General features: G+C 72.1%; 21 protein-coding genes. 15 read left to right on the top strand and 6 right to left on the bottom strand.

Annotated elements, in window-relative coordinates; all coding sequences use genetic code 11:
• The first annotated feature begins 12 nt into the window (after nt 1-12).
• Genes ispG through AB3M81_RS10690 form a run of 4 tightly spaced genes read left to right on the top strand, consistent with a single transcriptional unit; the run spans nt 13 to nt 4,190 of the window.
• Complete coding sequence (ispG, locus tag AB3M81_RS10705) at nt 13-1,143, top strand: flavodoxin-dependent (E)-4-hydroxy-3-methylbut-2-enyl-diphosphate synthase (RefSeq protein WP_412903908.1); 1,131 nt, start codon at nt 13-15, stop codon at nt 1,141-1,143.
• 44 nt (nt 1,144-1,187) lie between these two features.
• Complete coding sequence (locus AB3M81_RS10700) at nt 1,188-2,054, top strand: GNAT family N-acetyltransferase (RefSeq protein ID WP_412903894.1); 867 nt, start codon at nt 1,188-1,190, stop codon at nt 2,052-2,054.
• A 9-nt stretch (nt 2,055-2,063) separates the two neighbouring features.
• Nucleotides 2,064-2,438 (top strand): DoxX family protein, encoded by a 375-nt coding sequence (locus tag AB3M81_RS10695; protein ID WP_412903893.1) that lies wholly within the window; start codon nt 2,064-2,066, stop codon nt 2,436-2,438.
• A gap of 9 nt (nt 2,439-2,447) precedes the next feature.
• Entirely contained in the window at nt 2,448-4,190 is a 1,743-nt protein-coding gene (locus AB3M81_RS10690; RefSeq protein WP_412903892.1) for a proline--tRNA ligase, read from the top strand.
• A gap of 15 nt (nt 4,191-4,205) precedes the next feature.
• On the opposite strand, the gene AB3M81_RS10685 is transcribed toward AB3M81_RS10690, so the two are convergent.
• Both AB3M81_RS10685 and AB3M81_RS10680 read right to left on the bottom strand, forming a co-directional pair.
• Complete coding sequence (locus AB3M81_RS10685; protein WP_412903891.1) at nt 4,206-4,616, bottom strand: DUF4439 domain-containing protein; 411 nt, start codon at nt 4,614-4,616, stop codon at nt 4,206-4,208.
• A complete protein-coding gene (locus AB3M81_RS10680; protein ID WP_412903890.1) occupies nt 4,613-5,026 on the bottom strand; it encodes a hypothetical protein in 414 nt (137 codons plus the stop codon). Before AB3M81_RS10680 ends, AB3M81_RS10685 begins: the two co-directional genes overlap by 4 nt.
• A 73-nt stretch (nt 5,027-5,099) precedes the next feature.
• Here AB3M81_RS10680 and rimP point away from each other — a divergent pair, with 73 nt between their 5' ends.
• The 8 genes from rimP (at nt 5,100) to AB3M81_RS10640 (ending at nt 13,040) form a co-directional block, all read left to right on the top strand.
• Complete coding sequence (gene rimP, locus AB3M81_RS10675) at nt 5,100-5,564, top strand: ribosome maturation factor RimP (RefSeq protein WP_412903889.1); 465 nt, start codon at nt 5,100-5,102, stop codon at nt 5,562-5,564.
• Nucleotides 5,564-6,601 (top strand): transcription termination factor NusA, encoded by a 1,038-nt coding sequence (gene nusA / locus AB3M81_RS10670; RefSeq protein WP_412903888.1) that lies wholly within the window; start codon nt 5,564-5,566, stop codon nt 6,599-6,601. The genes rimP and nusA overlap by 1 nt, the downstream gene beginning before the upstream one ends.
• A gap of 20 nt (nt 6,602-6,621) precedes the next feature.
• Complete coding sequence (locus AB3M81_RS10665) at nt 6,622-6,885, top strand: YlxR family protein (protein WP_412903887.1); 264 nt, start codon at nt 6,622-6,624, stop codon at nt 6,883-6,885.
• Between the two features lie 148 nt (nt 6,886-7,033).
• A complete protein-coding gene (gene infB / locus AB3M81_RS10660) occupies nt 7,034-9,814 on the top strand; it encodes a translation initiation factor IF-2 (RefSeq protein ID WP_412903886.1) in 2,781 nt (926 codons plus the stop codon).
• A gap of 3 nt (nt 9,815-9,817) precedes the next feature.
• Complete coding sequence (gene rbfA / locus AB3M81_RS10655) at nt 9,818-10,261, top strand: 30S ribosome-binding factor RbfA (RefSeq protein ID WP_412903885.1); 444 nt, start codon at nt 9,818-9,820, stop codon at nt 10,259-10,261.
• On the top strand, nt 10,251-11,135 hold the full coding sequence (gene truB, locus AB3M81_RS10650; protein WP_412903907.1) for a tRNA pseudouridine(55) synthase TruB: 885 nt from the start codon (nt 10,251-10,253) through the stop codon (nt 11,133-11,135). Before rbfA ends, truB begins: the two co-directional genes overlap by 11 nt.
• A gap of 20 nt (nt 11,136-11,155) precedes the next feature.
• On the top strand, nt 11,156-12,397 hold the full coding sequence (locus tag AB3M81_RS10645; protein ID WP_412903884.1) for a phospholipase D-like domain-containing protein: 1,242 nt from the start codon (nt 11,156-11,158) through the stop codon (nt 12,395-12,397).
• 61 nt (nt 12,398-12,458) lie between these two features.
• Nucleotides 12,459-13,040 (top strand): hypothetical protein, encoded by a 582-nt coding sequence (locus AB3M81_RS10640; protein ID WP_412903883.1) that lies wholly within the window; start codon nt 12,459-12,461, stop codon nt 13,038-13,040.
• 46 nt (nt 13,041-13,086) lie between these two features.
• Here AB3M81_RS10640 and AB3M81_RS10635 read toward each other — a convergent pair whose 3' ends face one another.
• The 3 genes from AB3M81_RS10635 to AB3M81_RS10625 all read right to left on the bottom strand — a co-directional run bounded on the left by AB3M81_RS10635 (nt 13,087) and on the right by AB3M81_RS10625 (nt 15,754).
• A complete protein-coding gene (locus tag AB3M81_RS10635; RefSeq protein ID WP_412903882.1) occupies nt 13,087-14,709 on the bottom strand; it encodes a solute symporter family protein in 1,623 nt (540 codons plus the stop codon).
• Nucleotides 14,706-15,068: a DUF485 domain-containing protein gene (locus AB3M81_RS10630; protein WP_412903881.1), complete on the bottom strand. Its 363-nt coding sequence runs from the start codon at nt 15,066-15,068 to the stop codon at nt 14,706-14,708. Before AB3M81_RS10630 ends, AB3M81_RS10635 begins: the two co-directional genes overlap by 4 nt.
• A 179-nt stretch (nt 15,069-15,247) precedes the next feature.
• On the bottom strand, nt 15,248-15,754 hold the full coding sequence (locus tag AB3M81_RS10625; RefSeq protein WP_412903880.1) for a hypothetical protein: 507 nt from the start codon (nt 15,752-15,754) through the stop codon (nt 15,248-15,250).
• A gap of 134 nt (nt 15,755-15,888) precedes the next feature.
• Here AB3M81_RS10625 and AB3M81_RS10620 point away from each other — a divergent pair, with 134 nt between their 5' ends.
• Nucleotides 15,889-17,556 carry an AAA family ATPase gene (locus tag AB3M81_RS10620; RefSeq protein ID WP_412903879.1) on the top strand — a complete coding sequence of 556 codons (1,668 nt, stop codon included), beginning with the start codon at nt 15,889-15,891 and terminating at the stop codon, nt 17,554-17,556.
• On the top strand, nt 17,553-18,833 hold the full coding sequence (locus AB3M81_RS10615) for a 5-methylcytosine restriction system specificity protein McrC (protein WP_412903878.1): 1,281 nt from the start codon (nt 17,553-17,555) through the stop codon (nt 18,831-18,833). The genes AB3M81_RS10620 and AB3M81_RS10615 overlap by 4 nt, the downstream gene beginning before the upstream one ends.
• A 16-nt stretch (nt 18,834-18,849) precedes the next feature.
• On the opposite strand, the gene AB3M81_RS10610 is transcribed toward AB3M81_RS10615, so the two are convergent.
• Nucleotides 18,850-21,435: an SNF2-related protein gene (locus AB3M81_RS10610; protein WP_412903877.1), complete on the bottom strand. Its 2,586-nt coding sequence runs from the start codon at nt 21,433-21,435 to the stop codon at nt 18,850-18,852.
• A gap of 76 nt (nt 21,436-21,511) precedes the next feature.
• Between AB3M81_RS10610 and AB3M81_RS10605 the strand changes: the two genes are divergently transcribed.
• Nucleotides 21,512-22,354 (top strand): dioxygenase family protein, encoded by an 843-nt coding sequence (locus tag AB3M81_RS10605; RefSeq protein ID WP_412903876.1) that lies wholly within the window; start codon nt 21,512-21,514, stop codon nt 22,352-22,354.
• Nucleotides 22,355-22,363: the final 9 nt, after the last annotated feature.

Here is a 22,363-nt window from a genome sequence, read left to right as displayed (position 1 = left end):
ATCGACCTCGGCATGCCCGAGGCGCCCGCTCCGGTGCTCGCCCCGCGCCGTCACACCCGCAAGATCAAGGTGGGCTCCGTCGACGTCGGCGGCGACGCCCCGATCTCGGTGCAGTCGATGACGACGACGCTGACGTCGGACGTGAACTCCACGCTCCAGCAGATCGCCGAGCTGACCGCCGCCGGCTGCGACATCGTCCGCGTCGCGTGCCCCAGCCAGGACGACGCCGACGCGCTGCCGATGATCGCGAGGAAGTCGCAGATCCCCGTCATCGCCGACATCCACTTCCAGCCCAAGTACGTGTTCGCCGCGATCGACGCCGGCTGCGCCGCCGTCCGCGTGAACCCGGGCAACATCCGCAAGTTCGACGACCAGGTCGGCGCGATCGCCCGTGCCGCCAAGGACGCCGGCGTCTCGCTGCGCATCGGCGTCAACGCCGGCTCGCTCGACAAGCGGCTGCTCGAGAAGTACGGCAAGGCCACGCCCGAGGCGCTCGTCGAGTCGGCCGTCTGGGAGGCCTCGCTGTTCGAGGAGCACGACTTCCACGACTTCAAGATCTCGGTCAAGCACAACGACCCCGTCGTGATGGTCAAGGCCTACGAGCTGCTCGCCGAGCGCGGCGACTGGCCGCTGCACCTGGGCGTCACCGAGGCCGGTCCCGCGTTCCAGGGCACGATCAAGAGCGCCACGGCGTTCGGCGCGCTGCTGAGCAAGGGCATCGGCGACACGATCCGCGTCTCCCTCTCGGCCCCGCCGGTCGAGGAGGTCAAGGTCGGCATCCAGATCCTGCAGTCGCTCAACCTGCGCCCACGCAAGCTCGAGATCGTCTCGTGCCCGTCCTGCGGCCGCGCCCAGGTCGACGTCTACACCCTCGCCGAGCAGGTGACCGCGGGGCTCGACGGCCTCGAGGTCCCGCTGCGCGTCGCCGTCATGGGCTGCGTCGTCAACGGCCCGGGCGAGGCGCGCGAGGCCGACCTCGGCGTCGCGTCCGGCAACGGCAAGGGCCAGATCTTCGTCAAGGGCGAGGTCATCAAGACCGTCCCCGAGAGCAAGATCGTCGAGACGCTCATCGAGGAGGCCATGCGCATCGCCGAGACGATGGAGCCGGTCGACGGCGGCGAGCCCACGGTCAGCGTCTCCTGACGAAGAGCGGGTCTCTCGGCCGTCGCGCGGGTACGCTCGATCACATGACCGAGGTCTGCGATCCGCGCGCGGCCACCTCCTCCTACGTGAGGACCCTCGCGCGCGGTGATCTCGAGCTCATCCACGAGCTCCTCGACCGCCAGCCGCTGATCGACATGTTCGTGCGGCACCGGGTCGACTCCACCCGGCTCGACCGGCGCTGGTTCGGCGCCGAGCTGTGGGGCTGGTTCGAGGACGGCGCGCTCCGGTCGCTGCTGCACGTCGGCGCGAACGTCGTCCCCGCGCAGGCCACGCCCGAGGCGATCTCCGCGTTCGGCCGGCGCCTGCTCGACCACGGCCACAAGCCCAGCTCGCTCGTCGGTCCGGCCTCGGCCGTGCTGCCCCTGTGGGACATCGTCAAGGGGGAGTGGGGCCCGGCGCGGTCGCCGCGTCCCGTGCAGCCGTTCATGGTGCTCGAGCACGACAGCGACGTGCAGCTCGACCCGCGCGTGCGCCCGGTGCGCATCGACCAGGTCGACGAGCTCTACCCGGCGTGCGTCGCGATGTTCACCGAGGAGGTCGGCGTCCATCCCGAGTCCGTCGGGAACCCGGCCGGCTACCGCGCTCGCGTGACGCAGCTCGTGTCGATGGGCTGGTCGTGGGCGATCATCGAGGACGGCACCGTCCTGTTCAAGACCGAGGTCGGCGCGGCCACCGACCGGGGCTGCCAGCTGCAGGGCGTCTGGGTCCACCCGGACCTGCGGGGCACCGGCGTCGCCGCGCCCGCTCTCGCCTCCGTCGTGCGCCAGGCGCGCCGCTCCGTGGCTCCGTCGGTCACGCTCTACGTCAACGACCACAACATCGCCGCCCGCCGGGCGTACGAGAGGGTCGGGTTCCGCGAGGTCGAGACGTTCGCCTCGATCCTGCTGTGAAAGGCCCCCATGTCCCGTCGTCGTGACCTCGCCCTCGTCGCCGTGCCCTTCACCGTGTCGGGGGTGATCCACCTCGTGCGCCCCGAGGTGTTCGAGCGGATCGTGCCGCGGTTCCTGCCGCGCCACCGCGAGCTCGTGCTCGCGTCGGGCGTCGCCGAGCTGGCGTGCGCGGCGGCCGTGGTGTCGCCCCGGACGCGCCGGATCGGCGGCTACGCCTCGGCGGCGCTGCTCGCCGCGGTCTTCCCGGCGAACGTGCAGATGGCGGCCGACGTGGTCGGCAGCCGCCGCGCCTCGACGGCGTTCAAGGCCGGCTCGATCGCCCGGCTGCCGCTGCAGTGGCCGCTGATCCGGGCGGCGCTCAACCTGGCGAGGTCCAGCCGATAGCCTCGTGCCATGCGCATGAGCCAGCTGTTCCTCCGTACCCTGCGCGACGATCCCGCCGATGCCGAGGTCCCGAGCCACAAGCTGCTCGTGCGTGCCGGCTACGTGCGTCGCGTCGCGCCCGGCATCTACTCGTGGTTGCCGCTGGGCCTGCGGGTGCTGGCGAAGGTCGAGGCGATCGTCCGTGAGGAGATGGCGGCGATCGGCGGCCAGGAGGTGCGCTTCCCGGCGCTGCTGCCGCGCGACCCGTACGAGGCGACGGACCGCTGGACCGAGTACGGCGACAACCTCTTCCGGCTGAAGGACCGACGCGGCAACGACATGCTGCTCGGCCCCACGCACGAGGAGATGTTCACGCTGCTCGTGAAGGACCTCTACAACTCGTACAAGGACCTGCCGGCGATCCTCTACCAGATCCAGACGAAGTACCGCGACGAGGCGCGTCCGCGCGCGGGCATCCTGCGCGGGCGCGAGTTCATCATGAAGGACTCGTACTCGTTCGACGTCAGCGACGAGGGCCTCGAGGCCGCGTACCAGGCGCACCGCGAGGCCTACATCCGCGTCTTCGACCGGCTGGGCTTCGACTACGTCATCGTCCAGGCGGACTCCGGCGCGATGGGCGGGTCGGCCAGCGAGGAGTTCCTCGCCGTCCTGGAGACCGGCGAGGACACGTTCGTGCGTTCGCCCGGCGGCTACGCGGCCAACGTCGAGGCGGTCACCACGGTCGTGCCCGACCCGATCCCGTTCGAGGGGCTCGCGCAGTCGCACGTCGAGGACACCCCCGACACGCCCACGATCGAGACGCTCGTGGCGCACGCCAACGACAGGCACCCGCGCCAGGACCGCCTCTGGACCGCCGCGGACACGCTGAAGAACGTGCTCGTCATGCTGCGCCACCCCGACGGCTCCACCGAGCCGCTCGCGATCGGCGTGCCCGGCGACCGCGAGGTCGACGCCAAGCGCCTCGAGGCGCAGGTCTCGCCCGCCGAGGTCGAGCCGTTCGACGAGGCCGCGTTCGAGAAGTTCCCGGACCTGGTGAAGGGCTACATCGGTCCCGCCGTGCTCGGTGCCGAGAGCGTCACCGGCATCCGCTACCTGACCGATCCGCGCGTCGTCGACGGCACCAGCTGGATCACGGGCGCCAACGAGCCCGGCCGGCACGTCTTCGACCTCGTCGCCGGCCGTGACTTCACCTCCGATGGCACGATCGAGGCCGCCGAGGTGCGCGCCGGGGACCCGGCGCCCGACGGCTCCGGTCCGCTGGAGCTGGCCCGCGGCATGGAGATGGGCCACATCTTCCAGCTCGGCCGCAAGTACGCCGAGCGCCTCGGACTGCAGGTGCTCGACGAGAACGGCAAGCTCGTCACGGTCACGATGGGCTCGTACGGCATCGGCGTCTCGCGCGCCGTCGCCGCCGTCGTCGAGGGCTCGTTCGACGAGTCCGGCATCGTCTGGCCCAGGGAGGTCGCCCCGTTCGACGTCCACCTCGTCGTCGCGGGCAAGCAGGCCGAGCTGTTCGAGGGCGCCGAGCGCATCGTCGCCGACCTCGAGGCCGCGGGGCTCGAGGTGCTGTACGACGACCGTCCGAAGGTCTCGCCCGGCGTGAAGTTCAAGGACGCCGAGCTCATCGGCGTCCCGACGATCGTGGTGGTCGGCAAGGGCCTGGCCGACGGCGTCGTCGAGGTCAAGGACCGTGCCACCGGCGAGCGCTCGGACGTCGCCGTGGCGGACCTGGTCGCCACGCTCACGGCCTGAGGCGGGCCGCCGGCGTCAGTCGAGGCCGGGGAACGGCTCGGGGGCCGCGCCCCACGCGACCTGCGCCGTCGCGGCGTCCCGTAGGCCGTCCACGGCGCGGTCGCGCGCCCGGTCCTGCGTGACGGCCACGAGCCGGACGCAGGCCGCGGCGATGCGCGCCTCGACGTCCTGCGCGAGCGCGCGTCCCGCCGCCGCATCGGCGGGATCGGGCACGGCGTAGGCGGGACGGGCGCCGACCGGCCGGCCGCCGAGCGCCGCGACCCGGGTGACGAGGCGGTCGCGGGTCGAGCGGTGAGCCGACATGCTCGAGCGGGCAGCCTCGGCGAGCTCGGGGAAGCGCGCGCCGATGAGGCCGCAAGTCCAGACCGCTTCGTGCTCGAGGGCCAGCCAGCGGCGCGTCGCCTCGATCTCCTCGGTGGTGCTCACGCGAGCGTCACCGCCTGGGCGAGTCCCGCCGACATGGACGCCAGCACCTGGGCGAGGTCGGGCGAGATCGCGGCGCGCGCGTCGGTGGCGCGGTGTCCCGACGCGTCGCGCAGCACGGCGCGCAGGTCGCCGGCGTCGCTGCCGGTGCCCGGGGTCGCGCCGAGCTGCTCGAGCTGCGTCTCGACGAGCGTCACGACCCGCTCGTTCCCGGCGCCGCGCGCGACCGCGAGGACGCGCTGCTGGTCGGCCACGACGGCCTCGAGCAGCGAGGTGTCCTCGGGGCGGGGGAGCGGCTTGGGGGTGGCCCCGACGGCGCGCAGCGCGTCGTCGAACGTGTCGGTGACGAACAGCCCGGCCAGGGCGACCGCGGCACCGCCGGCGGCGGCGATGACGACGCGTCGGCTGCTCACGACCGCAGACTACCCACCGCGACCGCTTCGGTAGGGTGGGGCAGTACGGATGACAACTGAACAGGAGCACCCGATGACCACTTCCACCCCGGACCGGATCTCGAGTCTCCTCGAACCCGTCACCGCCTCCCTCGGCCTGGACCTCGACGAGGTCGAGCTCGTGGGCAAGGGCCCGCGCCGCCGCCTGCTGGTCGCCGTCGACCGCGACGGCGGAGTCGACATCGACACGGTCGCCGAGGCCACCCGCGCCATCTCCGCCGCCCTCGACGACTCCGACGTCATGGGCGAGGAGCCCTACACGCTCGAGGTCGCCTCGCGCGGCGTCGACCGCCCGCTCGTCGCCCCGCGGCACTGGCGCCGCAACGCCGGCCGCGTCGTCGCGGTCGAGCTCGTCGACGGCGAGCGCTTCGAGGCGCGCATCGGCGACAGCGACGAGTCGGGCGTCGACCTGCTGGTCAAGGGCGAGGCCACCCGTTTCCCGTACGACGAGATCGTCAAGGCCGTCGTGCAGATCGAGCTGAACCGGAAGGACGTCTGATGGACATCGACATGGCCGCCCTGCGCATGCTGGAGCGCGAGAAGGGGATCAGCGTCGACGTCGTGGTCGACGCGATCGAGACCGCGCTGCTGTCGGCGTACCACAAGACGGCGGGCGCCCATCAGCAGGCGCGCGTCGAGCTCGACCGCAAGACCGGTCATGTGACCGTCTGGGCCAAGGAGCGCCTCGCCGCGCCCGCGCCGTCCGCGGACGACCCGGACGCGCGCCCCGCGCCGACCCTCTCGGAGGAGTTCGACGACACCCCCGAGGACTTCGGCCGCTTCGCCGCGACCGTGGCCCGCCAGCTCATCATGCAGCGCATCCGCGACATCGAGGACGAGGCCAAGTACGGCGAGTTCTCCGGCCGCGTGGGCGACATCGTCTCCGGCGTCATCCAGCAGGGCCGCTCGCCGGGCGACGTGTTCATCGACCTGGGCTCGATCGAGGCCGTGCTGCCGATCAACGAGCGCGTCCCCGAGGAGCGCTACGCCCACGGCGAGCGCATCAAGGCGTACGTCTACGAGGTCGAGCGCGGCATGCGCGGCCCGCGCGTCAAGGTCTCGCGCACCCACCCGAACCTCGTGAAGCTGCTGTTCGCGCTGGAGTCGCCCGAGATCGCCGACGGCACCGTCGAGATCGCCGCGATCGCGCGCGAGGCCGGCCACCGCACCAAGATCGCCGTGCGCGCCACGACGCCGGGCGTCAACCCCAAGGGCGCCTGCATCGGACCCATGGGCCAGCGCGTGCGCGCGGTCATGACCGAGCTCCACGGCGAGAAGATCGACATCGTCGACTTCAGCGAGGACCCGGCCCAGTTCATCGCCTACGCGCTGTCGCCGGCGCAGGTCAAGAGCGTCACGATCGTCGACGAGGCGGCGCGCTCGGCGCGCGTCGTCGTGCCGGACTTCCAGCTGTCGCTCGCGATCGGCAAGGAGGGCCAGAACGCCCGTCTCGCGGCGAAGCTGACCGGTTGGCGCATCGACATCCGGCCCGACACGGCACCGGTTCCCGGTGGCGATTCGTCGGCGTCACGGTAGAGCGGCTAGACTTGACGACGGTGATCCGCACGTGCGTCGGCTGTCGGCAGCGTGTGGACAAGACCACTCTGGTGAGAGTCGTCGCCGGACGGGACGAAGCGGGTTGGACCGCCGAGCCCGACCCCGACGGGACTCGACCGGGACGCGGAGCGCACCTGCACCCCGCGGAACGGTGCCTGAGGCTCGCCCTCGACCGGCGGGCGTTCGCCCGGGCCCTTCGCCTCGAAGGACCGATCGGAACGGACGCACTGGCCGCCTGGGTGCGATCCGAGGCCGACGAGTAGAGCCTGACCAACCGTGGGTCCGACCGGGCCCACCGACACGAAATCGGAGCACACGCTCATGAGCACTCGATGAGTACTTCCAAATGAGCCTGTACGTCAACCTGTGATCCGAGCCTCCTTCCGGGGCCGGATCCCCTGAAGGAGAAGAGTGGCTGTCAGAGTCCACGAGCTCGCCCGCGAGCTCGGTGTTGAGAGCAAGGTCGTCCTGTCCACCCTCAAGGACATGGGCGAATACGTGAAGTCCGCGTCCTCCACGGTGGAGGCGCCCGTCGTGCGCCGCCTCAAGGAGGAGCACGGCGATCGCCTGCGCGAGCAGGGTGCGAAGAAGGGCGGCAAGAAGGCGCCCGCCAAGAAGGCCGCGTCGGCCCCGCAGGCCGCGAGCACCCCCGCCGCGCCGGCCCCGACCCCCGGTCCCCGGCCCGGCCCCGCGCCGGTCCAGCAGCAGCCCGAGGCGCCCGCGCCGAAGCCCGCTGCGCCCAAGCCGCCGTCGGTCGACACGCCCGCCCCCGCCGCAGCCGAGGCTCCCGCCCCGGCAGCGCCGACGGCGCCGCGTCCCGGCCCGGCCCCCACCCGCACCCCGGGTCCCCGTCCGGGTCCGGCCCCGACCCCGCGTCCGGGCCAGGCCGGTGGCCTGCCCACCAGCGGCGGCGCCCGTCCCGGCCCGCGTCCCGGTGGCGCGCGTCCGGGCAACAACCCGTTCTCGTCGAAGCAGGGCATGCAGCAGGAGCGTGCGCCGCGTCCGCCGGCCGCCCGTGAGGGCGGCGCCCCGGCGCGTCCGGGCATGCCGCGCCCCAACCCGGCGATGATGCCCAAGCAGTCGTCGGTCGGTCCCGCCCGCCAGGGTGCCCGTCCCGGCCCCGGTGGTCGCCCCGGTGGCGGCGGCGGCCGTCCCGGTGGCGGCGGTCGTCCCGGCGGTGGCGGCGGCGCCCGTCCCGGCGGCTTCAGCGGACCCCCGGCCGGTGGTCGTCCCGGTGGACCGGGCCGCAACCAGCGCGGCGGCACCCAGGGTGCCTTCGGTCGCGCCGGCGGTCCCGTGCGTCGTGGTCGCAAGAGCAAGCGCGCGAAGCGTCAGGAATTCGACCAGATGCAGGCGCCGTCGATCGGCGGCGTGCGCGTCCGCAAGGGCAGCGGTGAGGTCGTGCGCCTGGCGCGCGGCGCCTCGCTGACCGACTTCGCCGAGAAGATCGGCGTCGACGCGGCGTCCCTGGTCCAGGTGCTGTTCCACCTGGGCGAGATGGTCACCGCGACCCAGTCGGTCAACGACGACACGCTGCAGCTGCTCGGCGAGGAGCTGAACTACGACGTCCAGGTCGTCTCGCCCGAGGACGAGGACCGCGAGCTGCTCGAGTCCTTCTCGCTGGAGTTCGGCGAGGACGAGGGCGACGAGGCGGACCTGCAGGCCCGCCCGCCGGTCGTCACGGTCATGGGTCACGTCGACCACGGCAAGACGAAGCTGCTCGACGCGCTGCGCAAGGCGAACGTCGCGGCCAAGGAGGCCGGCGGCATCACGCAGTCGATCGGCGCGTACCAGGTCACGACCGAGGTCGACGGCAACGAGCGCGCGATCACGTTCATCGACACCCCGGGTCACGAGGCCTTCACGGCCATGCGTGCCCGTGGCGCTCAGGCGACCGACATCGCGATCCTCGTGGTGGCGGCCGACGACGGCGTCATGCCGCAGACGGTCGAGGCGCTCAACCACGCCAAGGCCGCCGAGGTGCCGATCGTCGTCGCGGTCAACAAGATCGACAAGCCCGGTGCGGACCCGTCGAAGGTCCGTGGTCAGCTGACCGAGTACGGCCTCGTCCCCGAGGAGTACGGCGGAGACACGATGTTCATCGACGTCTCGGCCAAGAACGAGCTCGGCCTGGACGGCCTGCTCGAGGCGATCGTGCTGACGGCGGACGCGGAGCTCGACCTGCGCGCCAACCCGAAGCAGCACGCCGAGGGCCTGGCCATCGAGGCGCACCTGGACCGCGGTCGCGGCCCGGTCGCCACGGTCCTGGTCCAGCGCGGCACGCTGCGCGTGGGCGACTCGCTCGTGGCCGGTCCGGCCTTCGGCCGCGTCCGCGCCATGCTCGACGAGTTCGGCGCCAACATCGAGGAGGCGACCCCGTCGCGTCCGGCGCTCGTGCTCGGCCTGACGGCCGTGCCCGGTGCGGGTGACAACTTCATGGTCGTCGAGGACGACCGGATCGCCCGCCAGATCGCCGAGAAGCGCGAGGCGCGCGAGCGCAACGCGCTGCTGGCGAAGCGCTCGGGCCGCCGCACCCTCGAGGACTTCATGTCCTCGATGGAGAAGGGCGAGACCGACGAGCTGCTGCTCATCCTCAAGGGTGACGGCGCGGGCTCGGTCGAGGCGCTCGAGGACTCGCTGGCCGGCATCGAGATCGGCGACGAGGTCGCGCTGCGGGTCATCGACCGCGGCGTCGGCGCGATCACCGAGACCGACGTCAACCTGGCGGCGGCGTCCAACGCGGTCATCATCGGCTACAACGTCCGCCCGCAGGGCAAGGCGACGGAGCTGGCCGACCGCGAGGGTGTCGAGATCAAGTACTACTCGGTCATCTACCAGGCCATCGAGGAGATCGAGAGCGCGCTCAAGGGCATGCTCAAGCCGATCTACGAGGAGCAGCAGCTCGGCACCGCCGAGATCCGCGACATCTTCAAGTCCTCGAAGGTCAAGGGCGGCAACATCGCCGGCTGCATGGTCACCAGTGGCTCGATCCGGCGCAACGCCAAGGTGCGCATCGTCCGCGACGGCTCCGTCGTGGCCGACAACCTGGACGTGCTGTCGCTGCGTCGCGAGAAGGACGACGCGTCCGAGGTCCGCGAGGGCTTCGAGTGCGGTGTCGTGGTCTCGTACTCCGACATCAAGCTCGGCGACGTGATCGAGGCCTTCGAGCTGGTCGAGAAGAAGCGGGACTGAGCCATGCCCAGTCCCCGCCAGGCGAAGCTCTCCGATCGCATCAAGGAGATCGTGGCGGCGATGCTCGAGCGGCGGGTCAAGGACCCGCGGCTCGGGTTCGTCACGATCACGGACGTGCGGCTGACCGGCGACGGTCAGCACGCGTCGGTCTTCTACACCGTCATGGGTGACGAGAGGGCACGTGAGGACACGGCCGCGGCGCTGGTCAGCGCCACCGGCCTGATCCGCTCCGAGGTCGGCAGGCAGCTCGCGACCCGCCACACCCCGTCGCTGGAGTTCTTCCTGGACTCCGTGCCCGAGACGGCGCGTGAGATCGAGGACCTCCTCGCGAAGGCGCGCGAGCGCGACGCCGAGGTGGCCGAGCGCGCGCAGGGCGCCCAGTACGCCGGCGACGCCGACCCGTACAAGCGCCGCGACGAGGACGAGGACGAGTCCACTGAGCAGTGAGGCGGGTCCGGTCTCCGGGCTGGTCGTCATCGACAAGCCCGGGGACTGGACCTCCCACGACGTGGTCGCCCGCACGCGCCGGCTCGCCGGCACGCGCAAGGTCGGCCACGCCGGCACGCTCGACCCCATGGCGACCGGCGTGCTGGTGCTCGGCGTCAACCGCGCGACGCGGCTGCTCGGCCACGTCGCGGGCGCCGACAAGGAGTACCTCGCCACGATCGCCCTCGGTGCCGCCACGGTCACCGACGACGTGCAGGGCGACGTCACGGCGACGACGGACGCCTCGGCGCTCACCGCCGAGGCCGTCCGCGCCGCGATGGCGCCGCTGACGGGCGCGATCGAGCAGGTACCGTCGGCCGTGTCCGCGATCAAGGTCGACGGCAAGCGCTCCTACGCCCGCGTGCGGGCGGGGGAGCAGGTCGAGCTGAAGGCGCGCGCCGTCACGGTCGCGCAGTTCGAGCTGCTCGAGTTCCGCCCGGGCGCGCAGGCGCAGGCCGACGTGCGGGTCGTGTGCTCCAGCGGCACCTACGTGCGCGCGCTCGCGCGCGACCTCGGTGCCGCGCTCGGCGTGGGCGGTCACCTGACCGCGCTGCGCCGCACGCGCGTGGGCGGGTTCGACCTGTCCCAGGCGCGCACGCTCGACCAGCTGGCCGAGTCCTTCGAGGTCGTCGACCTCGACACCGCCGCCCGGGCCGCGTTCACGTCGGTCGACCTGACGCCCGAGCAGGCCGCGGACGTGCGGTTCGGCCGGGCGCTGCCGGGCCTCGCGGTGCCCGCCGGGGGCCCCGTGGCGCTGTTCGCGCCCGACGGCACGTTCCTGGCGCTGTACGAGGCCGCGGGTGCCGGGGCGCGCCCGGTCGCGGTCTTCGTCTGAGTGCGCCTAGGCTGACAGCCATGTCATTCGGCTCGTCCTCCTCGCACGGCTGGCTGCGTCGCGTCGTCCTGGGGACGCTGCTGCTGCCCTTGCTGGCCGGCCTGTCGCTCACCGCCGCGACCGCGATCCGCAAGCGCCTGCGCGGCAAGGGCACGGCGCCGCTGCCGCGCATCGAGGCCGACCACTTCACGATCGGCGGCCAGAACGAGGTCCAGGTCTACGTCTCGGGCGAGGCGCTCTACGACGACATGCTCGCGGCGATCGCCGGCGCCCGGCGCCGGATCCTGCTGGAGTCGTACATCATCAAGGGCGACGCGATGGGCCGTCGCTTCAAGCTCGCGCTCCAGGCGGCCGCGCGGCGCGGCGTCGAGGTCTGCGTGATCTACGACGGCTTCGCGAACCTCGTCGTCGACCCGCGGTTCTTCGACTTCGGGCCCGACGTGCGGGTCATGCGGTACCCGATCCTGCCGCGGCGGCTGGCGTTCTTCACGCCGCGCTCGTGGGGCCGCGACCACCGCAAGATCCTCGTGGTCGACGACACCGTCGGCTTCGTCGGCGGCTACAACATCGGCAGCCTCTACGCGACCGAGTGGCGCGACACGCACATCGCCGTCACCGGCCCGGCGGTGTGGGACCTGGAGAACGCGTTCGTCGACTTCTGGAACGACGTGCGCCCGCACGACACGCTCGAGCTGCTCTCCGAGGCCACGTGGGACCCGCACGTGCGCGCGCACCGCAACGTCCCGCGCCAGCTGATCTACCCGATCCGCGGCATGTACCTCGAGGCGATCGACCGCGCCACCGAGACGATCGAGATCACGCAGGCGTACTTCATCCCGGACGTCAACATCCTCGAGGCGCTCATCGACGCCAGCCACCGCGGGGTGCGCGTGCGCATCCTCGTGCCGAAGGTGTCGAACCACGCCGTGGCCGACTTCGTGGCTCGCAGCTACTTCGGCCGCCTGCTGGACGCGGGCGTCGAGATCCTGCGCTACCGCGACCACATGGTCCACGCCAAGACGATGACGATCGACGGCGAGTGGAGCACGATCGGCACGGCCAACATCGACCGCCTCAGCCTCACGGGCAACTACGAGATCAACCTCGAGATCCTCGACGAGACGTTCGCCGAGGGGATGAGCCGCATCTTCGCCCGCGACGCGGAGCGGGCCGAGCCGCTCGACGTCGCGGCGTGGCGCGCCCGGCCCACCGTCGCGCGGCTCTACGAGAGCCTGCTGCGCCCGTGGCGGCCGCTGGTGTGACCGCTCCGCAGAAAGTCCCCGAAGCGGCGTCATGGCCGGGTGAGACCTGCGTCTCATGGACATGAGTCGTCGGAACGTGCGCAGCGTGGATCCGCTGTCGCGACCCCGGTTGACCGTCGTCGCCGGCGGTGCGCCCGACGAGAGCGACCCGCAGCCCCTGCACGCGGATGCGACGGACGCCCTCGCCAAGACCCTCATCGACGCGTTCGGTGACCGGGTCCTGTTCCTGTTCCACCGGCGCATCCCCGGCCAGACGGGGGACCTGCCGGTCATCGCCGTCACGTCGACGGGCGTGCACCTGATCGAGCCACGGTCCTACCCGGGCAAGAAGGTCAGGGCCAGCCGCGACGGATCGACGTTCGTCATCGACGGCGTCCGCCACACGCGCATCGCCGAGCAGGCTCTCGAGCACGCCGAGGCACTGCAGGCCGCGGTGCAGATCGGCCCGCTGCCCGAGGCCACGGTGGACACGCACTACTGCTTCGTCGAGGGCGAGCTGCCGCTGCGCCCGCTCGAGGTCGGCGGGGTGCGCGTCCTCTCGGTGCGCGGCACGCTGCGCTGCCTGCGGGCCAAGGGCCCGCTCGACGAGCGCGAGATCGAGACGCTGCACCGCGACCTGTCGCGCCGCCTGGTCCGGACATGACGATGGGGCGGCCCCAGGGGGCCGCCCCACCGTCCTCTCGCGACGATCAGTGACTGATCGCCTTGCCCTCCGCGCCGGCTCCCGTGAGCGCGCGGACCTCCATCTCGGCCGCCTTGTACTCCAGGTGCTCCTTGCTGGTGAGCGTCCCGATGATGCCCAGCAGGAAGGAGGCCGGGATCGACACCAGGCCGGGGTTCGCCAGCGGGAACCACGACCAGTCCTGGTCGGGGAACATCGCGGTCTCCGAGCCCGACACGGCCGGGCTGAAGATGATCAGGCCCACCGTGATGATGAGGCCTCCGTAGATGCTCCACAGGCAGCCGCGGGTGTTGAACCGCTTCCAGAACAGCGAGTACAGGATCGTCGGCAGGTTGGCCGAGGCCGCGACCGCGAACGCCAGCGCCACGAGGAACGCGATGTTCTGGCCGTTGGCCGCGATGCCTCCGGCGATCGCCACGACGCCGATGACGATGGCCGCGATGCGGGCCACCTTCACCTCCTGGCCCTCCGGCGACTTCCCGCGGTGGATCACGTTCGTGTAGATGTCGTGCGCGAACGAGGCCGAGGCGGTGATCGTCAGGCCGGCGACGACCGCGAGGATCGTCGCGAACGCGACCGCCGAGACGATGCCCAGCAGCAGGGTGCCGCCGAGCTCGTACGCCAGCAGCGGTGCCGCCGAGTTCGCCGCGCCCGGTGCGGCGGCGATGCGCTCGGGCCCGACCAGGGCGGCCGCGCCGTAGCCGAGCGTCAGCGTGAACAGGTAGAACAGGCCGATCAGCCAGATCGCCCACACGACCGAGCGGCGTGCCTCCTTGGCGGTGGGGACCGTGTAGAACCGCATGAGGATGTGCGGCAGGCCCGCGGTGCCCAGGACGAGCGCCACCGACAGCGAGATGAAGTCGATCTTCGTCACGTTGTCCAGGCCGTACTTCTTGCCCGGCTCCAGCGAGGCGCCCGCGGCGGCGCCCTCGCCGAGCAGGTCGGAGAAGTTCATGCCGTACTGCGCCAGGACCCACACGGTCATCAGCAGCGCCGCGCCGATCAGCAGGATCGCCTTGATGATCTGGACGTACGTCGTGCCCTTCATGCCGCCCACGAGGACGTACACGATCATGAGCGCGCCGACGGCCGCGATGACGATCGCCTGGCCGAAGGAGTCGTTGATGTTCAGCAGCAGCGCGACGAGTCCGCCGGCGCCGGCCATCTGCGCCAGCAGGTAGAAGAACGACACGACGAGCGTCGAGACCGCGGCGGCGGTGCGCACGGGGCGCTCCTGCATGCGGAAGCTCAGGACGTCGGCCATCGTGAACCGGCCGGTGTTGCGCAGCAGCTCGGCCACGAGCAGCAGCGCGATGACCCACGCCACGAGGAAGCCGATGCTGTAGAGGAATCCGTCGTAGCCGGTCAGCGCGATGGCGCCCGCGATGCCCAGGAACGAGGCGGCGGACAGGTAGTCGCCCGAGATGGCGACGCCGTTCTGGCGGCCGGTGAACGACGAGCCGGCCGTGTACATCTGGCTCGTGCCGGTGTTGGTGCGGCTCGCCCGGATGACGAACACGAGCGTCAGCACGACGAACGCCGCGAAGATCGCGATGTTCAGGGTCGTGTTGCCGATCTCCTCGGTCTCGGTGGCCCGGCCCAGGACGGCGGGCAGCGTGGTCGTGATCATGCGAGGCCCTCCGCTTCCATCTCCTCGCGGATCCTCGTCGAGCGCGGGTCGAGCTCGCGGTCGGCGTAGCGCACGTACAACATCGTCACGGCGAACGTCGCGACGAACTGCAGCAGGCCGAAGATCAGGCCGACGTTGACGTTGCCGAAGACCTTCTCGCTCATGAAGTCGACGGCGTACGTCGACATGAGGACGTAGACGAAGTAGAACGCCAGGCCGATGACCGTCGCCGGGATGACCCAGTTGCGGTGCCGGCGGCGCAGGTCCTGGAACTCGGGGGAGTTCAGCACGCGCAGGTACGCGGCCTCCCGCTCGGTCGGTGGGGGAAGGACGGCATCGGATTCGGTCGGGCTGCTCATGGCAACACCTCCACGGTCGCGGGACGGAGAGAGTGATCTCCGTCACGTGACGGCGATCACGTGAGACGTTAGGTCCCGGTGCGCCGGCCGCCCAGTCGGGCACGGCGGTCGTGCGACGAGCGTCACGATCCTGCGACGAACGGTCGGCGAGCGGTCGGGCAACGGCGCCGCCGGGACGCTCAGCGGCTTGTGGGACCGGCGCCGAGGTCGGCCTCGAGCGCGCTCACCGACTCCGGTCCGAGCCGCGCGACGTGGTGCCCGGCGTGCAGCAGGTAGCGGGCGGGGGCCCGCAGCCCGGCCGGCAGGGGCGGCAGGTCCCGCTCGGCCTCGCCGAGGGCGCCGGCGGCGTCGGCGCCCATGTGCTCACGGTCCAGGGAGGCGTCACGGGCGTCGACGAGCCCGATGCCGGCACCGGCCTGGGCCGCGCTGCGCAGCAGGTCGATCACGTGGGGCAGGTCCTCGGGCGAGGCGTCCACGGGCAGCAGCGGCACGAGCCGCGCGGTCAGCAGGTCGGCGACCTCGTGGGCCTCGGGCGTGAACGCCGCGTCCAGTCCCATGCGGTGCGTGGTGGCCGCGCCGAAGCCGGTGCGGGCGCCCCGCTCGGCGGGCGGCCAGGTCGAGCCGTCGAGCCGTGGCGCGCGCAGCGGGACGGTCCTCGGGGCGGGACGACGGCGGAACCAGCTCACGTCCGCATCGTACGGCGGCGGACCCGGGTGGGGCGCATGGAAAGATTTGTGACACGAGTCGCGTCATGGGACGAGGGAAGCCGCGTCTCACAGGCGCAGGACAGGCACCGGCCCGGCCGGTCGAAGGGAGCACGGTGAAGGTCGAACGGATCTGGTGGCGCGAGATCGGCGCCGAGGACTTCTACAGCATGGAGAAGTCCTCCCGCGGCCTGCGCGGACGATCGTCGCTCGAGATCCGCCAGATCGCGGACCTCATGACGTTCATGGGCCGCGACCGCTTCTCGGCCGAGCTGTGGGAGGACCTGCGCATCGACGCGCGCGTCGTGGGCGACCCGACCACCTCCGCGCCGATCGTGTTCAAGGCCCACCGCCGCCACGGCATCTACGAGATCGCCGCCCAGAACCGTCAGGACGACCGCCACGAGCGCCACCCCGCCTGGCTGCCGCAGAACGGCTGGCCGGACCTGCGCATCCCGCAGTCCGTCGAGGACGCCAAGTCCGTCCTGGCCGAGATCGGCGGGCTGCACGTCTACGTCGCCCGCACGCTGGACGGGCACCACTACGCCGGCTTCACGACGGGCGCCTCGCTGCCCGTCGGCTGGCCCTCGTCGCTGCAGCCGCTGTTCACCGGCTCCGAGTCCGGCGTCATCGCCGTCGGCAGCGGCTCGCTCACCGAGCTCACGCCGCTCGCGCGCAAGATCCTCGAGGCGTTCCGCGACCGCAAGAGCGTCCTCGTCTACGGGCCGCCCGCGACGGGCAAGACGCACGCCGTCGCACAGGTCCGCCAGGTGCTGGACGCCGCCTGGAGCGGGGGCGAGTCGATCGACCTCGACCCGCGCCGTCCGCAGCAGCCGTTCACGTCGGGCTTCGAGTCGTCGCCCATCACGACGCCCGTCATCACGGACTGGGTGACGTTCCACCAGGACTACGGCTACGAGGACTTCATCGTCGGCCTGCGCCCCACGGGCGAGGGCATCCGGCTCGCGCCGTTCGCCGGCCGCCTGCTCGACCTCGCGATCCGGCTCGAGCGCCAGGGCCGCGGCTCGGCGCTGCTCGTGATCGACGAGATCAACCGCGGCAACGTGCCCAAGATCCTGGGCGACTTCATGACCTACATGGACACGTCGTACCGGCGCGGCGCCGACGGCGACGACCGCCAGGCCATCCCGGTCAACCTGCCGAAGGTCCAGCGCAGCCCCACGGGCGACCCCGTCACGGAGCCCATCTGGATGCTCTCGGGCGACTCGTACATGCTGCCGCAGCCGTGGTACTTCCCCCACGAGCTGCACATCCTCGCCACGATGAACTCCGTCGACCGCGCGGTCGCGCCGCTGGACTCGGCCATCGGCCGCCGCTTCGAGCGCATCGACGCGTACGCGGACATCGACCTGCTGGCGCAGCACCTCGGGGTGAGCCTCGACGTCGCCCTGGCGCCGGACATCGAGCCCGAGCAGTGGACGCCGCAGGCGGCCGCCGTCGCGCTCCTGGCCTACCTCAACGACGAGATCACCGAGCGGCTCGGGCAGGACTACGAGCTGGGCCACCTGTACTTCTGGAAGATCACCTCATGGGAGGACGTGCAGCGCGTGTGGGACCACGACGTCATGCCGCAGATCCGGGACCGCTTCGGCGCGCGTCCTGACCAGCTCGCCGACCTGCTGCGCGTGAACTCGCGCAACGCGCCGGTGAACTACCCGTTCCGCACGCGCACCGTCACCGGCCGCGCCCTCGCGATCGAGCCCCTCATGGGCAAGACGCACGAGGACACCGCGGTCACGCTCGACTTCCTGGTGCGCGGATGAGCGCCGAGCTGACCCTCCTGGAGGGCGGCCCCGCCCAGCCGTTCACGGGCACCGCGTCCGACCTCGCCGAGCTGCGCCTGCGCTCGTCCGAGCTGGCCAGCCGCCTCGGCCTGGCCGAGGAGCCGTTCACGATCGACGAGGCCGCCGGCACGGTGCAGGTGCACGGCGTCGCGGGCTACGTCTCGCTCGGTGACTCGACGCTCGAGATCATGCCGCACTTCCTGCGCCACGACCCGGGCTGGCGCGTGTCGCTGCTGACCATGCTGACCACGGTGCACCGCCTCGAGTGGGTGCCCACGGTGGACCGCGCCTCGCGCCACGCGGGCCTGTCCGACCTGCTCGGGATGATCCTGACGAACGCCATGTCGCGGGCGTCCTCCGAGGGCATGCCGCGCAACTACGTCGAGCGCACGGCCGTCACCTCCTCGATCCGCGGCCAGCTCGACCCGAGCAAGGCGTGGCGCCGCGTCGTCGACCCGTACACGGTCGACTGCCGGTTCTCGGAGTTCATCGCCGACGGCCCGGTCGCGTCCGCGCTCAAGTGGGCCTGCGACGAGGTCTCCGGTGCCGTGCAGCAGTCGTGGCTCGAGTCCGAGCTGCGCCACTTCGCCGACCTCTTCCCCGAGGCCTCGCGCGAGCTGCCGCCGCCGGCCATCCTCGACGGCGTCCAGCTGACGCCCCAGTTCGGCTTCCTGCGCGACGCGCTCGACGTCGCGCGACTGCTGGCCATGGGTCCGCAGAACGGCACGGCCGGCCGTGCCGACGGCCCGACCCGGGCGTTCCTGTGGAGCACCGAGCGGCTGTTCGGCGACTTCGTCCAGGAGATCGCCGAGCGCGCCGCCCGCGAGGCCGGCTTCAGCGCCTACCGCGCCGACCGGGCGCGACGCACGGACTCGTCCGTCCCCACGGACTCGGTCCAGACGATGCTCGAGTCGGACGCCGAGATGGTCGCCACGGCCGTCTGCGCGCGGGACTACACCGAGGACCTCGTCGACGAGCTCATGACGCCGCTCGTGGCGGCCGGGCGCGCGCTGAGCGCCTCGGACGTCGCGATCGTGTTCCCCGCGAGCATGGGCCTGCGCCCGGGCACGCAGCTGCGCGTCCGCGAGCCCGGCGGCCCCTCGACGCTGCACCTGCTGACGATCGACCCGTCCGGCTTGGGCGAGGTCGGCGGCATCGACCGCGTGCTCAAGGAGTTCGAGCTCGACCTGTCGATGGTGCTCACGGCGCAGCGCCGCTCGGTCGGCGGACGCCGCCGCATCGGCGGCATCGCCTGACGGACACCCGCCGTGCCTAGAGGCGCAGGCCGACCAGGACCTCGAGCTCGGCGTCCGTGAGCTCGGTGAGCGCGGCCTCGCCCGCGTTGACGACGGCGTCGGCGAGCGCGCGCTTGCTGCTGATGAGCTCGGCGATCGACTCCTCGATCGTGCCCTCGGCGACGAGCCGGTGGACCTGCACGCTGCGCGTCTGGCCGATGCGGTGGGCGCGGTCGGTCGCCTGGTCCTCGACCGCGGGGTTCCACCAGCGGTCGTAGTGCACGACGTGGTCGGCGCGCACGAGGTTGAGGCCGGTGCCGGCCGCCTTGAGCGACAGCACGAAGACGTCGGTCTCGCCCTCCTGGAAGGCGCGCACCATCTGCTCGCGCCGGGCGACGGGCGTGCCGCCGTGCAGGAAGTCGTGACGGACCTTGCGCTCGGCCAGGCGGCGGGCGAGCAGGCGGCCCATCTGGGCGTACTGCGTGAACACGAGCGCGGCGCCGCCCTCGTCGACGATCTCCTCGACGAGCGCGTCGAAGGCCTCGAGCTTGCCCGACCGGCCGGACAGGCGGGCCTCGGGCTCGTGCAGGAACTGCGCGGGGTGGTTGCAGATCTGCTTGAGCTGGGTCAGCAGCTTCACGACGAGGCCGCGGCGCTTCATGCCGGTGGAGTCGGCGATCTCGGACATCGTGCGGCGCACGACCGCCTCGTAGAGGCCCACCTGCTCGCGGGTCAGCGGGACGCGGTGGTCGGTCTCGATCTTCGGCGGCAGCTCGGGCGCGATGCCGGGATCGGACTTGCGGCGGCGCAGCACGAACGGGCGGATGAGCTGCGAGAGCTGCGCGGCGCGCTCGGTGTCGTGGTCGCGCTCGATCTGGCGGGACCACTCGCGGCGGAACTGCTCGCGGGTGCCGAGCAGGCCCGGCGTGGTCCAGTCGAGCAGCGCCCACAGCTCGCCCAGGTGGTTCTCGACCGGCGTGCCGGTCAACGCCATGCGCGCGTCGGAGCCGATGCGGCGCAGCGCCTGGGCTGCGCCGCTGCCGGGGTTCTTGACGTGCTGGGCCTCGTCGGCCACGACGAGGCTCCACCGGTGCCGGCGCAGGTCCTCGACGCTGGAGCGCATCGTGGCGTACGTCGTGACGACGAAGCCGGTCTTGGCGTCCGCGAGCGAGCGGCGCGGTCCGTGGTACCGGACCACCGGGACGCCCGGCGCGAACCGCGCGATCTCGCGCTCCCACGTGGCCAGCACCGACGCGGGGCACACGACGAGGGTCGGCTCGGCGGCGTCGAGGTGCAGGTGCAGCGAGATGAGCATGAGCGTCTTGCCCAGGCCCATGTCGTCCGCGAGGATGCCGCCGAGTCCGAGGTCGACCAGCTGGCTCATCCAGCGCAGGCCGCGCAGCTGGTACTCGCGCAGCGTCCCGTCGAGCGCCTCGGGCTGGTCGGCGGGCGCGATGTCGGCGTCCTGCTCGGCGAGCCGGCGGCGGACGTCCTCGAGCCAGCCGACGGTGTCGATCTCGGTCTCGAGGCCGTCGACCTCGAGGCTGCCGGTGACCGCCGCGCGCAGCGCCTCGGCGGAGTCCAGCGTGCGGCCGTGCCCGGCCAGCACGCGGGCCACCTGCTGCTGGTCGACCATGACCCAGCGGTCGCGCAGGTGCAGCATGCCGGACTGGGAGGCCGCCAGCTGCTCGACCTCGGCGCGGCTCAGGTGCTCGCCGCCGATCGAGACGCTCCAGTCGAAGCGGAACAGCTGGTCGGACGTGAAGGCACGCGGGCGGTCGTGCTCGCGCTGCAGCCCGCGGTCCGCGTCGGGGTCCTCGATGCGACTGACGACGCCGGTGGCGCGGACGTCGCGGCGCAGCCCTTCCGGCCACTCGATGTCGACCCGGTTGGCCATGGCGGACACGAGGGGACGCCCCTGGCCGAGCTCGCCGAGCTCGTCGGGGCTGACGCGGGCGTGGCCGTCGCGCGCGAGCCGGTCGGCCGGCGGCCAGCTGGCGGCGAGCCGCTCGAGCATCGCGAGCATCGCCGGCTTCGCGGCGGGGCCGAGGTGGTGGTCGTCGCGCGAGAGGACGGTCGCGGCGGCGACGGCGGCGCGGTTGAACGACTGCGGCCGCACGAAGAGCTCGAGGTCGGCGGCCGCATCGGCGTCCTGGCTCAGCCGCACGTCGAGGCGGTAGGAGAAGCTCGTGGGCCGCTCGATCGTGGGGCGAGGCTGCTCGGGCTCGCGGCGCCGCTGCGGCGTCGTGGCGACGGCCGGCGCGTCGGCGACGAGCGCGGCGAGGAAGGCGCGGACCGTGGCCTGGCCCTCGGCGGGGGTGGGGCCGATCGCGCGGCCGGCGTCGAGCATCTGCTGCAGCTCCGAGGAGCCCGGTGTGGCGAGGGTTCCCGTGGCCATGAGGCGCAGCGCGACGATCGCCGGCGTGGCCCACGCGCGGGCGCTGGGATGGGCGTTCAGGGCACGGATGCCGCCGCTCAGCGGGCCCACGGCCTCGTTCGCCGTGGCCTCGATCTCGCCTGCCGGCGCGTCGAAGACGAAGCGCGACCGACCCGGCTCGTCGGGGTCGACCACGAAGCGGACCGGGTGGCGCAGGGCGATCTGCAGCTCGGTCGCGGTGGCCATCCCTCCATTGTCGCGCACGGCCTCAAGCGGCTGACGTGGGATGGTATAGTTGAATCATCAACTATCAGGAGTCGTCATGAATCTGCGCCCCGAGACCGTGCCCACGCACTCGCTGTCCGACCTCACGAACCGCCTCGTGCCGAGTCCGCGCATGCCGGTCCTCTTCGTCGGCCACGGCAACCCGATGAACGCGATCAGCGACAACTCCTTCACCCGCGAGTGGGAGCGCGTCGGCGCCGGGCTGCCGGCCGCGCAGGCGATCGTCGTGATCAGCGCGCACTGGCTCACGCCCGGCGGCACCCACATCACGGATGCGCCGCGCAACCCGATCATCTACGACTTCGGCGGCTTCCCCGACGAGCTCTACCGCGTCCAGTACGAGACCCACGGCGACGAGCAGGTCGCGCGCATCCTGGCCGAGCACCTCGTCGAGTACGAGGCCCGGCTCGACAGCCAGTGGGGCCTCGACCACGGCACGTGGAGCGTCCTGAAGTTCCTCGCGCCCGCGCCGCAGGTCCCCGTCCTGCAGATCAGCATCGACTACGCGATGCCGCTGCCGCAGCTCTACGAGCTGTTCGCCCGGCTGCGCGACCTGCGCCGTCGCGGCGTCGTGTTCATCGGCAGCGGCAACATCGTCCACGCCCTCAACCGCGTCCGCTGGGGCGGGGGAGCGGCGTGGGACTGGGCCGTCGAGTTCGACCAGCAGACCGCGGACGCGATCGCCCAGGGCGACGTGAAGCGCCTGCTCGACCCGTACCGCTCCTGGTCGGCCGCGCGCCTGGCCGTGCCGACGGACGACCACTACCGCCCGATGGTGGCCGCGCTCAGCCTGCTCGAGCCCGACGAGGAGGTCGGCTTCTTCAACACCGAGATCGACCTCGGCTCGGTCGGCATGCGGTCGTTCGTCACCGCCGCCTGACCCCTGCTC

This window comes from Aeromicrobium jepli (assembly GCF_047246605.1).
Taxonomy (GTDB): domain Bacteria; phylum Actinomycetota; class Actinomycetes; order Propionibacteriales; family Nocardioidaceae; genus Aeromicrobium.
Note: the sequence above shows the minus strand (reverse complement) of the source record. Positions and strands in the feature narration are given on the sequence as shown.

Bases quoted from the DNA above. Each gene is read 5' to 3' on its own strand.
- AB3M81_RS10700 (WP_412903894.1), top strand. From the start codon at position 1,188: ATGACCGAGGTCTGCGATCCGCGCGCGGCCACCTCCTCCTACGTGAGG.
- rimP (WP_412903889.1), top strand. From the start codon at position 5,100: ATGACCACTTCCACCCCGGACCGGATCTCGAGTCTCCTCGAACCCGTC.
- AB3M81_RS10695 (WP_412903893.1), top strand. From the start codon at position 2,064: ATGTCCCGTCGTCGTGACCTCGCCCTCGTCGCCGTGCCCTTCACCGTG.
- rbfA (WP_412903885.1), top strand. From the start codon at position 9,818: ATGCCCAGTCCCCGCCAGGCGAAGCTCTCCGATCGCATCAAGGAGATC.
- AB3M81_RS10635 (WP_412903882.1), bottom strand. From the start codon at position 14,709: ATGATCACGACCACGCTGCCCGCCGTCCTGGGCCGGGCCACCGAGACC.
- AB3M81_RS10690 (WP_412903892.1), top strand. From the start codon at position 2,448: ATGCGCATGAGCCAGCTGTTCCTCCGTACCCTGCGCGACGATCCCGCC.
- AB3M81_RS10615 (WP_412903878.1), top strand. From the start codon at position 17,553: ATGAGCGCCGAGCTGACCCTCCTGGAGGGCGGCCCCGCCCAGCCGTTC.
- AB3M81_RS10645 (WP_412903884.1), top strand. From the start codon at position 11,156: ATGTCATTCGGCTCGTCCTCCTCGCACGGCTGGCTGCGTCGCGTCGTC.
- nusA (WP_412903888.1), top strand. From the start codon at position 5,564: ATGGACATCGACATGGCCGCCCTGCGCATGCTGGAGCGCGAGAAGGGG.
- AB3M81_RS10640 (WP_412903883.1), top strand. From the start codon at position 12,459: ATGAGTCGTCGGAACGTGCGCAGCGTGGATCCGCTGTCGCGACCCCGG.
- AB3M81_RS10630 (WP_412903881.1), bottom strand. From the start codon at position 15,068: ATGAGCAGCCCGACCGAATCCGATGCCGTCCTTCCCCCACCGACCGAG.
- AB3M81_RS10610 (WP_412903877.1), bottom strand. From the start codon at position 21,435: ATGGCCACCGCGACCGAGCTGCAGATCGCCCTGCGCCACCCGGTCCGC.
- ispG (WP_412903908.1), top strand. From the start codon at position 13: ATGCCCGAGGCGCCCGCTCCGGTGCTCGCCCCGCGCCGTCACACCCGC.
- AB3M81_RS10605 (WP_412903876.1), top strand. From the start codon at position 21,512: ATGAATCTGCGCCCCGAGACCGTGCCCACGCACTCGCTGTCCGACCTC.